Source organism: Anaerolinea thermolimosa (assembly GCF_001050195.2).
In the GTDB taxonomy this organism is placed as follows: domain Bacteria; phylum Chloroflexota; class Anaerolineae; order Anaerolineales; family Anaerolineaceae; genus Anaerolinea; species Anaerolinea thermolimosa.
Genome location: NZ_DF967965.1, coordinates 2,392,451 through 2,407,694 on the forward strand (window position 1 = coordinate 2,392,451; position 15,244 = coordinate 2,407,694).

The window sequence follows — 15,244 nt, forward strand, 5'->3', positions numbered from 1 at the left end:
AACCCTGCAGGTTTAAACGGGCAAACTCCATAGATGATGTCCATGCGCCCATACCCGGAAACATCTGACTACCATTCTTTTTGAATGCTCCATTCCCGGCCCCAAAGTGACCGGGAATGGTTGCATTTCATCCCGGCCTACGTTTTCAAACACTCTCCCCACACGACCAGAAGGACGATACTCCCTTATACAATACGCGTGAAAAACCCACCTCGGATGATACAAACCTTCCTCAATCCCTCTACAATCTGTTGAACTCGTTGCCTCGAATGTCTTATGATGTTGGTATTCAGAGATGAGCAAGAAGCACCATAATCCATGGAGAGGGAATCATGAGCAAGAAAATCATCATTATTGGGAGTGGTTTTGGTGGGCTTGGGGCGGCTGTGCGTCTGGCCGCCCGCGGGCACCAGGTGGAGATTTTTGAAAAACGAGATAAACCCGGGGGGCGGGCCTATGTATATGAGATCAATGGTTTCAAATTCGACGGCGGCCCCACAGTTATAACCGCTCCATTCATGTTTGATGAGTTATTCGCCCTGGCAGGACGCCGCCGTGAAGATTACCTGACATTTGTGCCCTGTAACCCCTTCTACCGCATTTTTGACCACAAGGGGCGACAATTTGATTACAACAATGACCCCCGGATGATTCTGGAACAAATTGAGCAATGGAACCCTGCGGACAAAGAGGGATACCAGAAATTCATCCAGACCACGCGCCCAATCTTTGAGAAGGGGTTCATCGAACTGGCAGACCAACCCTTTCTCCATATCACAGACATGTTACGTATTGCCCCTGATCTGATTCGCCTGCAATCGTACCGTTCCGTGTATGGATATGTATCCCAATTCGTGAAACATCCCTTTCTGCGAATGGTTTTCACTTTCCACCCTTTGCTGGTGGGAGGAAATCCCTTTGATACCACCAGTATCTATGCCATGATCCATTACCTGGAACGGGAATGGGGCGTCTATTATGCCATGGGGGGCACGGGCGCTATTGTCAACGCTCTGGTTCGGCTTTTCACCGAGCTCGGCGGGAAAATCCATCTCAATTCCAGCGTGGAAGAAATCCTGGTGGGAGAAAAACGCCGGGTAAAGGGCATTCGTTTGAGTGACGGCAGTGTGCACCTTGCCGATGACATCATCAGCAACGCGGATGTCGCCTGGACTTATCGGAACCTGATCCCCGCATGGGCTCGCAGGGTCAATTCTAACGCCCGCTATGATCGTATGCGCTATAGCATGTCGTTGTTTGTCATTTACTTCGGCACCCGAAGGCGCTACCTCGACAGCCGGCTGGCACATCACAATATTATCCTCAGTAACCGGTACCGAGATTTGCTTGATGATATCTTCCATCGGAAAAAGCTGGCCGACGACTTCTCCCTTTACCTCCACATGCCCACCATTACCGACCCTTCTATAGCCCCGGAAGGATGCGAATCCTTTTATGTCCTATCGCCGGTTCCGCACCTCGAAAGTGACGTTGACTGGCGCCGGATGGCTCCTGTGTATAAAGAAAAAATCCTCACCTTCCTGGAACAGCGCTATCTTCCTGACCTGCGGGCAAACATTATTGCCGAACACACAATCGATCCGTTGCATTTTGAGAACGAGCTTAACAGTTTTCGCGGTGCGGCCTTCTCGGTGCAACCTATTCTCACCCAGTCCGCCTGGTTTCGGCCTCACAACCGCTCCGAAGACTTTGACAACCTCTATTTTGTAGGTGCTGGAACCCATCCCGGCGCTGGCCTCCCGGGAGTTCTGTCGTCATCAATCATTGCTGAGAAACTCATCCAGGAAACCGCCTGAAAAGGATCGGATGAAGAGAGGAGTTAACATGCCGTTCACTTCTGGAAGCCAATCGATCAGAACCTCGCCCAGATTACAGGCTGCACTGACAGCCACCGAAGAGGTCATCCGTAAACATTCCAGGACCTTTTTCTTCGCAACTTCTCTGCTTCCCTTTCCTGAACGGTTAGCAATCCGGAGCCTGTACGCATTTTGCCGCGCCAGTGACGACCTGGTTGATTGTGCCAATACCACCCCCGCTGACCTGGAAGCCTGGCGAGCCCGGGTCAACCTCCCGTCTGAACAACAAACCGATCCCATTCTCCTCTCCTGGGCTCTGGTACGCGAACAGTATCCGATTGATCGCCAGTACGAGGGTGAACTTCTGGACGGAATCGCCATGGATCTTTCCTTTCGCCCGTACCCCACCTGGGAGACCCTCCAACATTATTGCTACCGTGTAGCCGCCACGGTGGGATTGCTTTCCATACCGGTGATTGGCCTGGCTCCGGGTGTAACCTTCGAACAGGCGGCTCCTTATGCCATTCGTCTGGGAATTGCCCTGCAACTTACCAACATCCTTCGCGATGTTGGTGAAGATGCTGACCGCGGACGGGTTTACTTTCCCCTTGAAGACCTTGCCCGATTTCATTTATCCATGAAGGATATCCTCAACCATGTATATGATGAGCGTTTTATCGCTCTGATGCAATTCGAAATCCGGCGAACCCGGCAGCTCTTCGAAGAATCATTACCTGGCATCACCCTGCTAAGCCGGGTGGCACGCCCGGCTGTAGGGGCAGCATCTCTTCTCTACCGTGCCATTCTGGATGAAATCGAAGCCATTCATTACCAGGTTCACGAAAAAAGGGCCCACACCAGCGCCTGGAAAAAGATCAGCATGTTGCCAAAAATTCTCTACTGTGTGTCTACCCTGGAGCGCCCCTCTTCCCTTCACCCTGCCCGCTTCCCAGAAACCGCGGGGTGAATCACTTTCCTGTTCGGAGGACAGGCATTGTTCCACTCCCTGTTCCCGGACGCTGATCTTCCAAAGGTATAGCTCTCCACTCCTCCGGATGGCAATCATCGGATGGAGCGGCATTGCCAACCTGTTTGGCTGGGCGCACCGGGCCGGCCTCCGCATCAGGCCTCATCTCCATCCCGGCAGAGAAAAAGCCCCCTCTGAACCAGGCAGGGTCAGTCGGCCAGTTGACCGTTCTCGCGGAGGAGTTCTTCCCTGCGCCGCCGATAGGCCAGGATGATCCGATCTCCCTGTACGAATTTCTCTCCATTTCGTAAGGAAGTCTTCTTGGGAACCTGCCGGCTGACTACCCGTTTATCCTGGTTGGCGATATACCGGCTGCCGATGACACCGATCCAATTAAACAACGTGCGTAATACCGGAAGGCGAACAATACGCTGGTAATAACGCAGGTATAAAATCCCGTTTTCCTCATCCACAGGTACAAAAGCTACAAAAATTCGCATATCATCTGAAATGCGGTTCTGCCAGATATTTGGGAAAATAAATTCCAGGAAGGGGGGGCGGTTTGGGGCAGGGAGTTCTTCCGGTTTACGCGGAGGTGTTCCGTCATCCAGGCGATTATAAACCCACATTCGAAGGATATCCTCCTCCAGAGTTACCAGGGGGCCATCCACCACCACCCGATGACCTCTTCCAATGGTGTTGTAATGCACGTGGGGCAAATGCATCACATCCATCTGGTTCTCAACCATGCGCGAATAATGCACTGGCCATGGATCACGGTATCCTGCATACGTAAATCCATCATCAAGATCGAAGAAACGTGGGGGGCGAACGGCTTTTTCTGTTTCCCCCCAGAAAATCCAGATCAGCCCATGAGCTTCATAGGTGAGATAAGAGTCTACCCGCATGGCCCTGGGAGGAATTCCATTCCTGCCCAGTGAGGGAATATACTGGCATTGCCCGCTGGCATCGTATTCAAAAGCATGGAAAGGACAGGCCAGACGGTCATCCGGGCTAATTTTTCCCTGACAAAGACTGGCTCCCAGATGAGCACACCGGTCTTTCAAACATACCACTTTCCCATCTCGGCGCCGCCAGAATACCAGTTTCTCTCCCAGGCGCGTCACACCCACCGGGCGCCCGGCTTTTACCTCATTTGACTCGAGTACAACATACCACTGGTTGCGAATCATAGCTCCTCCCCGATCTGACCTTTTATTGAGTTTACTCCTTTTTATTTTTCAGCTCTACTCCGAAACCAACGCAATGCTCTCTCCCGGGCCAGCGCATGGTCAATCATCGGCATCGGATAATCGACCCCAATTCGAACCCCACATTTTCGTTGAATATCCTGAGGCATCAACCATGGAGAATGAATATAGTCTGAAGGCACAGTCTCCAGTTCTGGCAGCCAACGGCGAATAAAAACCCCCTCCGGATCAAATTTCTTTCCCTGGAGCACGGGGTTAAAAATCCGAAAAAACGGAGCGGCATCTGTGCCCACCCCGGCTGTCCATTGCCAGCCGCCAAGATTAGACGCCAGATCTCCATCGATCAGGTGACGCATAAACCAGCGCTCTCCTTCTCGCCAGTGAATAAGCAAGTCTTTGGAAAGGAAAGAAGCGACAATCATCCTTCCCCGGTTATGCATCCATCCTGTGGCAATTAACTGACGCATACAGGCATCCACTACCGGGTAGCCTGTCTGACCGAACTGCCAGGCGGCCAGTTCTGCTTCAGAGTGTCGCCATGGCATTGCGCGCATCATCGGTTGGAAAGCAGTGTCGACCACAAAAGGGAAATGAAACAGAACGCTGTGGTAGAAATCTCTCCAGATGAGCTCGTTCAACCAGGTTTCGCACCCTCTTTGCCCCACCGGGTTGGTGACCTGACAGGATAACTCCAAAACACGGGTGGCTGCCAAACGCGGTGAAAGCATCCCGAACCTGAGGTAAGGCGAAAGTTTTGAAGTACCCTCAAGGTCGAGGCGATCACGCACTTCGTGGTACATCCAAACGTCATTCCCGAGAAAATCCTCCAATCTCTGGCGTGCACTGAGCTCTCCCGGAATAAACAACCCGTTCGTATCATTCACCTCCGGTAAAGACTCAGTTGTCAGTGCCGGGAGCGGAGGAAAACGTTCCGGGAGATCCACTCTGGGTGGGGGTATCGGCAGGGCCTTCCAGGCTTTGCTGAAAGGCGTAAACACCGTATAAGGCTTGCCATCCGGTTGTCTTATTGCCTGCGGTGGATGAACAGTGATTCCTCCCACAAGCTTTAAAGGCAAAATACGAGCCACCCGCTCATCTCGCCTGTTCGCGTAGGGGCCAGTATCATGTACGGCAAAAATCAACTCTGCACCGGTTTCTTCAACCAGCCGATTGAGCACCATTTCGGGCGGGCCGCTACGAATGATTAATTGACTACCCCGCTTGCGTAATTCGGTATCCAGCTCCCTTAATCCACCGAACAGGAAAGCCTGCCTGGCTAACGCTTCTCCCCTCAAAAGATAGGGATCAAGGATAAATAATGGAACGAGGAACCCCCCGGTTTCCAGTGCAGCCTGGAGAGCTTCATTATCCTGGAGACGTAGATCTCTCCGGGTCCACCAGATCACCACACTCATTCACCCTCCTTCTCAACCAGGCCATCTGCCACACGGATACCAGCAAGAAAACCCGCGCAGGTTTCTCCATTTCTTCTTCACTATAGCGTTAAATCCTTACTTCCGCCACTTCTCGTACAGTCCTCTTATATTCGATTAAGCGAAGAAGCCACCCATGCGGGTGACTTCTTCATTGGGTTGCTGCGGCACTCTCGGTTAGAGGACAACCAGGAGGGGTGCCGCAGCCATCATACGCTTACTACTATCCATTGTAGACACCACCTCCTTATCCTTTAAGATAGCAAAAGAATTTAGAGAAGATAAGGATGGTTATTTGATTTGCATTAGTATTCCATATTCGGTGAACAAAGTCAAGCAAAAACGGACAGTTTAATAAAACTGTTAACTCTTCCTATCGTACGCGGCGCTTCCATTCTTCTTTCAGTTGAAGTTGCCGCGGGCTTTCACCGGGGCCCAGGGCCAGAAAATCAATCAGGAGGCGATTAAACTTACTGCTCTCATCCAGCATCGGGAAATGTCCGGAAGCCTCAAAGTGAATTCCGTGGATGAGCTCAGGAAGGCGAGCGAGTATATCCAGTTCAGGTGCAGCAACGGCAGGGTCATTCACTCCATGCACCAGCAGGCAGGCGCGGTTCATATTCTGCCCCGCCATACGAACTTCCGGGGAGCTTAAACCCGCCAGCGAGGTAAGAATCGCCTGAGGATCTGTCTTGGGGGCTTCTACTCTCACCGGTTCGGTAAGCGGTGACTTTTCCAGAAGCCAGTCAGCCAGATCGAGCGGGTTTCCCGCCCGCAAACGGGCATGGATTCGCGATTCATCCAGCGGGTAAGCAATGGCCATCACCCGGTCAACCACTTCAGGGTGCCGTAAGGCAAGCAAAACCGCCACCACCGCCCCCAGCCCGTGTCCCACCAGCGCCACCCTGCCAATTCCCATTTGTTCCAGAAAACGTTCCACAAGGCTTACCTGGCCATCCAGAGTATATCGGAGTGGCACCTTGGCGGTATCCCCAAAACCCCACAGGTCCAGGGCATAGGTGCGGAATGAGACGGAAGCCGCTTGCATCACTGGAATCCAGTACCTCCATGACCCAACCCACCCATGCAGGAAGATCAGCGGACGGCCCCGCCCCAGTACTTCATAATGGACAATCTGTGCATCGAGCAGAATGGCACTCATTCGCTCGCGCTCCCTTCTGTATTACAGCTTCCCGAATTTTTGTAATAATTCATTCACACGTTGGCTCAACTCCATGGGAGCAAAGGGCTTTAATAAATATTCAGCGGCACCCATTTCCAGTCCGGTTTGAATTTCCGCTTCCTGTCCTTTAGCCGAGAGAAACACCACAGGAATGTCACTGGTAAGCGGGTCAGCCTTCATGGCGGCACAGGCTTCGTAGCCGGTCATGCGTGGCATACGCACATCCATTAAAATAAGGTCGGGTTGCTCGATGCGGGCTGCTTCTACGGCTTCAGCACCATTACCCACTGCAACTACCTCGTGCCCGGCATAACTCAGGGTAAATTTCACCAGGTCGCGAATATCAGGTTCATCTTCTGCAATCAATATCTTTGCCATGCGATTGACTACTCCAGATTCTGATCAAGAGGTAAGGTGAACGAAAAGGTACTTCCTTCACCCGGAATGCCCGGGCTGGTAAACCAGATGCGTCCACGGTGCATTTCTACCAGCGTTTTGGCCACTGCCAGTCCCAGGCCAGTTCCTGCAGTGGCCAGCACAAGCGGATGCTCGCCGCGGTAAAACCGCTCGAACATGCGGGGCTGCTCATCGGGGGCAATGCCGATGCCCGTATCCTTTACATCCACCTGAATTTCTCCATTTTGATGGCTCAGAACCACCGTCACTGTGCCGTTTGCAGGGGTATAGTTATACCCGTTACTGACCAGATTACCAATCACCTGCCGAATACGCTCCAGGTCGCCCATCACCTGCGGAAGATCATCCGCCGCCTGCAGGGCAAAGGTCATGGGCTTGTTCTCTTCTCGTGAACGGCGCTGTACATCGAGGATCACCTCGTGGGCAATTTCCCGCAAATCAAGCCACTGGTAATTTAACTTCACCCGCCCCGACTCAATCCGCGAGAGATCGAGCAGGTCATTGACGAGGGTGCCCAGGCGCTCAGTGTTACTGCGTACGATTTCAAGGAAATGGCGCTGCTGAGCGGTCAACTCACCTGCCGCCCCCATCAGCATGATTTCCACGTACCCTTTAATCGAGGTCATCGGGGTGCGTAATTCGTGGCTTACATTCGCCACGAACTCTGATTTCATCCGGTCTACCTGCACTTCGTGGGTAATGTCGCGCAAGATGGAAACCGTTCCCAGGAACTGTGAACGCCAGAAAACCGGAGCAAGATGAACCGCGATGACACTCCCGGTATCCAGGTCAAATTCATCGGCAAAATCATCCCCTTTGTACGACTGCGGGTCCTTCAACCATTGTTGAATCGTGCGTACCCAGCTCAGGCTGGAACGTCCCCAGACCCCGGTAAAGGCGTCCAGCCTCTTTCCGATCACCTCATTAACCGGCAGATCAAGAATACGTTCTGCTGAAGCATTAAAAAGGGTGACCTGACCGCTGGCATCGGTCACAATAACTCCATCAGCCACAGCTTCTAGAATCGCCCGCGAGCGGCTGGCCTCAATTTGTTGCTCACGCAGCATATTCCCAAGGTTTTCCGATTGATCACGGATCAGGTTGAACAATTCAGCATTGTTAATCGTGATGGCAATCTGCCGGGCAGTTGCCTCTACAAGCCCCAGCTGCGAAGCCTGGAAGAACCCCGCCTCCCGGTGAAACAACAACAGAGCTCCGAGGGCATCTTCTCCCATGATAAGTGGAGCCGCCAGCACACTCCGGTAGGCAGGTAAGCTCGAGCCTTCTTCCAGCCAGTGGCTTTCCTTTGCAATATCTTCGATAAGGAGAGATTGCCGCGAGCGGGCCGCCTCACGCATGATCCGCCTCTCCAGCGCCAGACCATTCTCAGCCGCCCCACCCGCTGAGGTCAATGCCTCACCGGCCCGATAGGGCTTCTGGGTGCTTTCCAAAAGCATCGCCAGGCTCTCCTGAGACCCAATCGATTCATTGATCACCATTAAGGCACGGCTCATCACCAACCCCATATCCAAGCTGGTCGAAAGTTCACTGATAATCCGCAGGAGCGTCTGCGAATTCTGATGTTCTCTGCGTAACTCGCTGGTACGCTCTTCGACGCGCCGTTCCAGGAACTCGCTCAGAGTGCGCGTTTCTTCAAAGAGCCGTGCATTCTGAATGGCAATAGCGGCCTGGTTACATACCGTACGTGCCAGCTCAATTTCGGAAACCGTAAAGCGGTAGCTCACATTTTTTTGCACCATGAGCCACCCATAAAGCGTTCCACCTGCCAGCAGGGGCACAATAAGAACCGAGAGAATACCGCGTGGGGCAAAGTACGCCTCAAACATCGGCGCCAGGTCTGGCTCACCAGAGACCTGAACGGTGGAGAAAATTCCCTTTGAGTCTTTCAAACGGTCAAACAATGGCACATCCAGCAGGGCCATGGGTAAATGGGCCCTCTGTGGGGGGGTTTCTATCTCCAGAATGTACTTATCCCCCGGGCCAATCATCACCCCTGCCACTATGGATGCATTCAACGCCCCAAGCATGTGCTCGGCAGTCACCTGGAGAATCGTCCCCATTTCCAGAGAAGCCCCTAATTCTTCAGACAGCCGGTTAAGCAGCGCCAGCCTTCGGGAGCGCTGGTCCAGTTCGCCAGCCCGACGCAGGCTTTCTTCAAACAGACGGGCGTTCTCCAAAGCTGCCGCCACCTGCCCGGCAAAGGTAGCAGCGGCGTGAATGTGCTCAGGAGAATAGAAACCTGCTTCACGTTTCTCCAGCGCCAGCAACCCGATGACTTCCCCTTTGACAATCAGCGGCATTCCCAGCCAGGAAAGATTTTCTGGCTCTACCAGAGATGGGAAGCGTGGATCAGCACGCACATCCCGCACCGTGACAGGCTCTCCCGTCTGAATCATTTCCCGGAACAGGGCACTGTCTTCTACCGCGGCGGTAAGGCCAATACGGCTCTCATTATCCTCAAAGCCCTGAGCGGCAAGGATCGAAAGAACATTTCCGCGCCGCATCCAGAGGGTTGCCGTCTCATAGGGGATGACCGTCGCCAGGTAATCGAGGAGCGAACCAATGAGCTCTTCCTGTCGCAGGCTGGCCGTCAATTTGGCCGAAGCGCGGGTAAGATTGAGCAATTGATCAGCGCGCGACTCGGCTGCCTGGAAGAGACGGGCATTATCCAGAGCCAGAGCCGCCTGTTGAGCAAATGAATAGGCCAGCGCCTCATCTTCTGGAGAAAACGCACCGCTGGTCTCAAAATTCTCCAATACCAGCACCCCACTGATCCGGTCTGCCGGACGCAAAGGCAGTACCATACAGGAGACCGGCAGTTTACCCCGCGTGGCCTGACGGTAGCGCATGAGGTCTTCTGACGAAAGCTGGTATTGCGTGGCAAAATCCACCTCGGCAACTCGCAGCGGTTCACCGGAACGTAAAACCCGAAGCAACAACAGGCGCGGTTCCTCGCCAAGAATCCCCGTCGCACTCACCAGGCTGTAGCGAATCATCCGATGGGCTTCATCATCTGCATACCCCCTTGAAACCTGAGGGATGACCGTCAATTGTTGTTCGTGAATCATTCCTGCCCAGGCAGCCTGGGCCTGCGGCAAAACTTTTCTTACATTTTCAACCAGGGTGGTAAGGATACTCTCCGGTTCCAGGCTTCCCAGGCTTCGGCTGAACTCCAGCAAGAGATTGACTTCATCCAGCCGCCGTTTGGTCTCGGTGAGCAGACGCAGGTTCTGCAAGGACGTACCCACCTGATCGGCCACCTGCCTGAAAACTCGGTAATCCTCTTCCGAAAACACTCCCAGATTGCGCCGCCCAACCGCCATTACCGCCGTGGGGTTTTCGGTACCGGTCAATCGAAGGGCGATGACGCTTCGTGCTCCAAGGGCCGAGAGAAGCGGTGTTCCATGCCAGTCAGGATCGTTTTCCAGGCTTGAAATGAGCAACACACCCCTGGCTTCCTGCCCTTCCTGAAGCAGCCAGTGGAAAGGATTCCGCTGCCCCATCAAGGCTTCAGGGTTTGTGCCTTCCGGGACTGTGCCCAGTGTATCCACCAACCGAACACCGCCAGACGAAGCCTCGGCGATCAGCGCCGTTTGCATCGCAAAGTGCATCAGCAAGCCCCGGCAAAGGGTTTGTAAAACAGCCGAAGCTTCTTCTTCAGCCGCGGCTTGAGCCGCGATCTCAAGCAGGGCACGAATACGCTCGATGCGGTTGCTGAGATCTTGCAAAGCGAGGGTTTGCTCCAGGTCTTTTCGTAACAGGACAGGTAAATTCTGACGGGCAGTCTCAGCTACGTGCATCAGTTGTTGCCGGGTATTTTCCAAAACAGCAACCCGACTTTCAAGCGATGAAGTTCGCCGGTGATTCTCAATCATCAGCCCGGCCTGCAGGCCAAACACATCCAACGCCTCAAAAGTAGGACGATCCGGTCTGCGGCCATCGGATGGTGCATCCACACTGATTAATCCAATCGGCTCATTAGACGAGTCATATAACGGCACCAGCAAAAAGTCATCGGCATTCCAGGCATCCGGTGAATGAGAATCCCCTCCCGGGGTTACTGGTAAAGTATGCACTTCTGGCGGAATTATGGGGGTCTGGTCAGCCGGAATAAAGTACACACTCCCGTTTCTAAACTCGGGCCGAAGCAGGTTTTTCAACCCACTCCAGGGCTGACGATGACTCCGCAACTCTTCCCACTGCTCCGGTGAGAGGCCACTTCCTACCACCCTGCGGAGATGCCCATCCTGTGCATCCACCACACTGATCACCACTACCTGGAAAGGCGTGGCCTGCCGGATGGCTTCACTGATAGTAATCAGTGATTCCTCCAGCGGCAGGGTTGGTTTGAGCAGACGCGAGACCCGCAACAACTCAGCCAGCGTATCCAGCTCACGCTTGAGCAACAGGTTGCGCTGGGCCTGTTCCTCCGCCTGGATCAGGTTCCCCATGGCCGCCCCCACCTGCATCGCCAGAGTCTGCATGGTTTCTAAAGCGGATTCATCCAGGCCATTCTCCGACCTGCTATGAAGGCTTATCAACCCGATCACCCGCTGACGGTGGAAGAATGGCACACTGAGACATGCCAGAACCCCCTCGTGAGGTGGTTCTTCGGCTTCCTGGTGAATACTTCGTACCAGGATCGAACTGTTCCGGGCTAAAACTTTCCTCTCCACCCAGGTCAGTCCAGGCTGGCAGGTCAACCCAAAAGCTTCGCGCACAGACGGAAGACCATCTTCGCCCACTCTGTCCTGAAATACCAGAAGGATGCCGCAATCAGCCCGTGTTAGTTGCAGAGCTTCTGTATGAACGCGCTGGATCAAATCACTCAGGCGGGAAAAACCATTCAACTCCCGGCTCAGTCGGGTGATTGCGGTCAACTGTTCCAACCGCCGCCGCAACGATTCGTCGGTTTGCGAACGCAGGGCCATTTGCTCTACCGATCCGGCCAGTTGCCCGGCGGCGGTGGCGATCATTTGCACATCAGCGTGGTCAAAGAAATGCGCTTCGCGGCTGACAAACAGCAACTCACCGATCCCCTCGCTACGCACGATGAGAGGCACCCCGATAACTGACTGAGCCCCCCACACCTTGAAAGCCTCCCGATAAAATGGGATTACGGCATCCGAGTCAGAGAGGGAGTCAATCTTCAACAGGCGTTGTGAACCGGTAATGGTGAAAGGAAATTCTGGCTGATCGACAAGCAGCTGCCTGCATTCATCTGGCAGAGAAGCCGCACCAAACAGAGAAGCCTGGTGTAGCTGTAACTGCGAGGATGAGGGATCCAGCAAATAGATCGCCCCTACATCGGCACGTAAAAGACGGGTAAACTCCTGAATGGAATATTTGAGAATCTCATCCAGCGTCGCCGCCGACCCTGCCAGGCTGGAAATTCGACGTAAGGCTTCAGCCCGCTGAGCTCTTTGCCGCGCCTGTTGCACCAGGGTGGCATTTTCAATGATCGAGGCTGCCTGATTGGCAATGATGGTTAACAAATGGAGCTCAGAAGGAGAAAACGACCCGCCCCCCGGGTGATTGGCGGCCTGCAAATATCCCAGCATTTGGCCGCCCGAATTTAACGGCACCAGCACCGTCTCGCGCAGACTGGCCGCCTGGGCCACAAAAGAAAGTCCCAGTGCTTCCCATTGAGGGTCGCTGGAGGCATCCTCAGAAATAAGCACATCCTGGTCAAGAAGCATTTGCTCTGCCGCCGAGTTTACCGGTACGGGAGCCCGATAAAGTTCCACAATCTGGTCGGGCAACCCATGAAACGGAATCTGAGCCTCCAGCATCCGTTGATTTTCGTTGTAAAGGATAAAGCCAAGGATCTCAACCCGGAGAAGAGGAGCAATGGATTCTACCAGTCGAGAAAACAGATTCCTGGGATCACGTACCGAACCAAACGCCTGAGCCAGCTGAGAAAGCCCGCTCAGCTCAGCACTGCGCTCTTTTTCCTCCCGGTAGATCAGCGCATTGTGAATGGCAACTGCCGCCTGCCCGGAAAGCAAGCGAAGCAGAGTAAGATCGGCTTCATGGAAAGCCTCAGGAGTGCGCGAGCCCAGCTCCAGCGTACCTACAAATTCCCGCCCTACCATGAGAGGCACACCCAGGTACGACCGCACTCCCGGCATCCTTTCGGATTCTGGGTGAAGGTCTGAGCGCTGAATTACGTCTTGAATCCACAGGGGAGAGCGTTCACGGTACAAATAGCCACTGGTTCCCTCAACATGGCGGTAGGGCGGCGAAACCTTAAGTAACCCCCGCTGAGAAGTCGACTGCCAGCCATAACGGTAAGGGGTCAATTGCTGGGTATCCGCATTCCAGATCGTGATCTCAAGAAAATCGGCGGGGATCAGCTTTTCCACATTCTCCATGACCGCCTGAATCGTCTCTTCCACATCCAGACTGGCGGCCATAGCCGCGCTCAGTTCCGTAAAGATACGCAGAGTCTGAGCACTGGCGCCTGTTTCCTGCCCGGTAAGCTCTGCCGCCAGCTCTGGAAAACGAAGGGCCACCACGATCAGCGTTTCCTGCGAAAAAACCAGGCGATACGAGGTAGCTTCAACAAAACGATCATCGAGGGTAAAATGCGCCTGGCCTTCGGCAGCACACAGGTTGAGAAATGCATCCGGTGGACGAATTCGCCGCACCAGCCGTTCCAGATCGGGCAATTCTTCCGCTTCCAGACCAAAAACCTGGCGCGCCCGTTCGTTCATCGCCGAGACCCGCCCTCCGGATCGAACTACCAGGACGGCATCTTCCAGGTTCCCCTGCAGGCTCTGGGCAACGAGAAGGTCATTCTCTCTTGGGCGCAAGGCAGGGGTGGCACGTGTCACCAGAAAGGCTGTTGCAAAAAAGAACAGCCCGACGAGCACCAACCCCAGGCCCAGATGAAGAGTGTCCACAGCAGTTCCCCTGCCCTACTTACTCAGTGAATCCTGCCGGCGTTCCTCTGCTGCAAGTTCAGTAATTTCCCGAATATCCGCAAAATAATGCGTGGCTGGAGAGACAACCCCCACCGCAAGGGTCATCAATGGGGTAGGCTCGATGTGGCCATCCGAGTCCGGAGCAAGGATATACCCCTGCTGACGATCCATAAAATTGTAATGGGTGACCACTTCATCACGAAAACGCTCTTTGAGGCGGCGTTTAATCGCATCGGCGCGGTCTTCAGCCGTCAGGATCACAAAATTATCTCCACCAGCATGGCCAAGAAAGTCATTGGGGGTACCCAGTTCATCAATCACCTCGCCCAACAGCATGGCCGCGAAACGCAAGACATCTCCCGCTGCAATAAACCCGTAGACATTTTTAAACGGCTCAAAATGATTGATCCTCACATCCAGAAATGCCCAGCCAGCAGGTTTGCGAATGGCCTGTCGGAGCTGATCTTCGATCATCCGCCCGGCAGGCAACCCCGTTTGCGGGTCGGTCAGACTTTCACGCTCCGAGCGGGCAATGGCATTCTGCACCCGCAGTTTCAATTCGTCGATGTCAAAGGGTTTGGTAATATAATCATCGGCGCCCAGTTCTAATCCCTGTAAACGGTCACTCCGCTCGTCTTTCTGCGTCAGGAAAATAACCGGAATATGGCTGGTTCGAGTGGTCGTCCGCAGAATGCGGCACACCTCATATCCGTTAATGTCAGGAAGCATAATATCCAGTACGATGAGATGAGGCATGCTCTGCCGGGTTTTTTCCAGTGCGTCCTGGCCGCGCAGGGCTGTTTCCACATCATACCCCTGGCTGGCGAAGTAGATCTTCAACATATTGGAGATATCAATATCGTCTTCGACGATCAAAAGACGAGCTTTTCCCATGTCAGCCTCCCGAAATGGTTTTCCTGAAGCAAAATTCTATCAAAACGAGACGCCAGACTCCATTGTATAACATTTTGCATCACTGCACCTCAACAGAACCCCGTCACACAAGAATCTGTTAGTCAACTGTAAGATGAGCAATCCTTCTGAAAAGGTCTTGACATGCTCGCTTGCTTACGCTATACTGTAACTTGTAATTACATTATGACACAGTAATGTAATACCTTCGCCTTGGGTCATCCGGATCCTCTTTGAGGCATGTGCACCTGGGTGCATCTCTTCATCGATTTCCTTCGCCTTCCCGCTTCTTCTGAGGATACCTTTCGTCGCGATATGAGTAATCCACCCGGCCTGATCCAAACGCCATCAAGAACT

Annotated in this window: 8 protein-coding genes; 2 read left to right on the plus strand and 6 right to left on the minus strand. The window is 53.7% G+C overall.

What is annotated here, in order from left to right; all coding sequences use genetic code 11:
• Positions 1–332 precede the first annotated feature (332 nt).
• Both ATHL_RS10830 and ATHL_RS10835 read left to right on the plus strand, forming a co-directional pair.
• A complete protein-coding gene (locus tag ATHL_RS10830) occupies positions 333–1,817 on the plus strand; it encodes a phytoene desaturase (protein ID WP_062193448.1) in 1,485 nt (494 codons plus the stop codon).
• 28 nt (positions 1,818–1,845) lie between these two features.
• Complete coding sequence (locus tag ATHL_RS10835; RefSeq protein ID WP_062193451.1) at positions 1,846–2,784, plus strand: phytoene/squalene synthase family protein; 939 nt, start codon at positions 1,846–1,848, stop codon at positions 2,782–2,784.
• A gap of 209 nt (positions 2,785–2,993) precedes the next feature.
• Here the strand turns inward: ATHL_RS10835 and ATHL_RS10840 are convergent, their stop codons facing one another.
• The 6 genes from ATHL_RS10840 to ATHL_RS10865 all read right to left on the minus strand — a co-directional run bounded on the left by ATHL_RS10840 (position 2,994) and on the right by ATHL_RS10865 (position 14,869).
• The gene (locus ATHL_RS10840) at positions 2,994–3,977 is read right to left on the minus strand and encodes an aromatic ring-hydroxylating oxygenase subunit alpha (RefSeq protein ID WP_062193452.1); all 984 of its coding nucleotides are present in this window, start codon (positions 3,975–3,977) and stop codon (positions 2,994–2,996) included.
• A 41-nt stretch (positions 3,978–4,018) separates the two neighbouring features.
• The gene (locus ATHL_RS10845) at positions 4,019–5,410 is read right to left on the minus strand and encodes a cryptochrome/photolyase family protein (RefSeq protein WP_062193455.1); all 1,392 of its coding nucleotides are present in this window, start codon (positions 5,408–5,410) and stop codon (positions 4,019–4,021) included.
• Positions 5,411–5,801: 391 nt separating this feature from the next.
• On the minus strand, positions 5,802–6,590 hold the full coding sequence (locus ATHL_RS10850; RefSeq protein ID WP_062193458.1) for an alpha/beta fold hydrolase: 789 nt from the start codon (positions 6,588–6,590) through the stop codon (positions 5,802–5,804).
• A 21-nt stretch (positions 6,591–6,611) separates the two neighbouring features.
• Entirely contained in the window at positions 6,612–6,989 is a 378-nt protein-coding gene (locus ATHL_RS10855) for a response regulator transcription factor (protein ID WP_062193460.1), read from the minus strand.
• 8 nt (positions 6,990–6,997) lie between these two features.
• Positions 6,998–13,954 (minus strand): GAF domain-containing protein, encoded by a 6,957-nt coding sequence (locus ATHL_RS10860; protein ID WP_062193463.1) that lies wholly within the window; start codon positions 13,952–13,954, stop codon positions 6,998–7,000.
• Between the two features lie 15 nt (positions 13,955–13,969).
• A complete protein-coding gene (locus ATHL_RS10865) occupies positions 13,970–14,869 on the minus strand; it encodes a GGDEF domain-containing response regulator (protein ID WP_062193466.1) in 900 nt (299 codons plus the stop codon).
• Between the last annotated feature and the right edge of the window lie 375 nt (positions 14,870–15,244).

Excerpts from the sequence above, each read along its gene's own strand:
- ATHL_RS10830 (WP_062193448.1), top strand. The coding sequence starts at position 333 with ATGAGCAAGAAAATCATCATTATTGGGAGTGGTTTTGGTGGGCTTGGG.
- ATHL_RS10835 (WP_062193451.1), top strand. The coding sequence starts at position 1,846 with ATGCCGTTCACTTCTGGAAGCCAATCGATCAGAACCTCGCCCAGATTA.
- ATHL_RS10840 (WP_062193452.1), bottom strand. The coding sequence starts at position 3,977 with ATGATTCGCAACCAGTGGTATGTTGTACTCGAGTCAAATGAGGTAAAA.
- ATHL_RS10845 (WP_062193455.1), bottom strand. The coding sequence starts at position 5,410 with ATGAGTGTGGTGATCTGGTGGACCCGGAGAGATCTACGTCTCCAGGAT.
- ATHL_RS10850 (WP_062193458.1), bottom strand. The coding sequence starts at position 6,590 with ATGAGTGCCATTCTGCTCGATGCACAGATTGTCCATTATGAAGTACTG.
- ATHL_RS10855 (WP_062193460.1), bottom strand. The coding sequence starts at position 6,989 with ATGGCAAAGATATTGATTGCAGAAGATGAACCTGATATTCGCGACCTG.
- ATHL_RS10865 (WP_062193466.1), bottom strand. The coding sequence starts at position 14,869 with ATGGGAAAAGCTCGTCTTTTGATCGTCGAAGACGATATTGATATCTCC.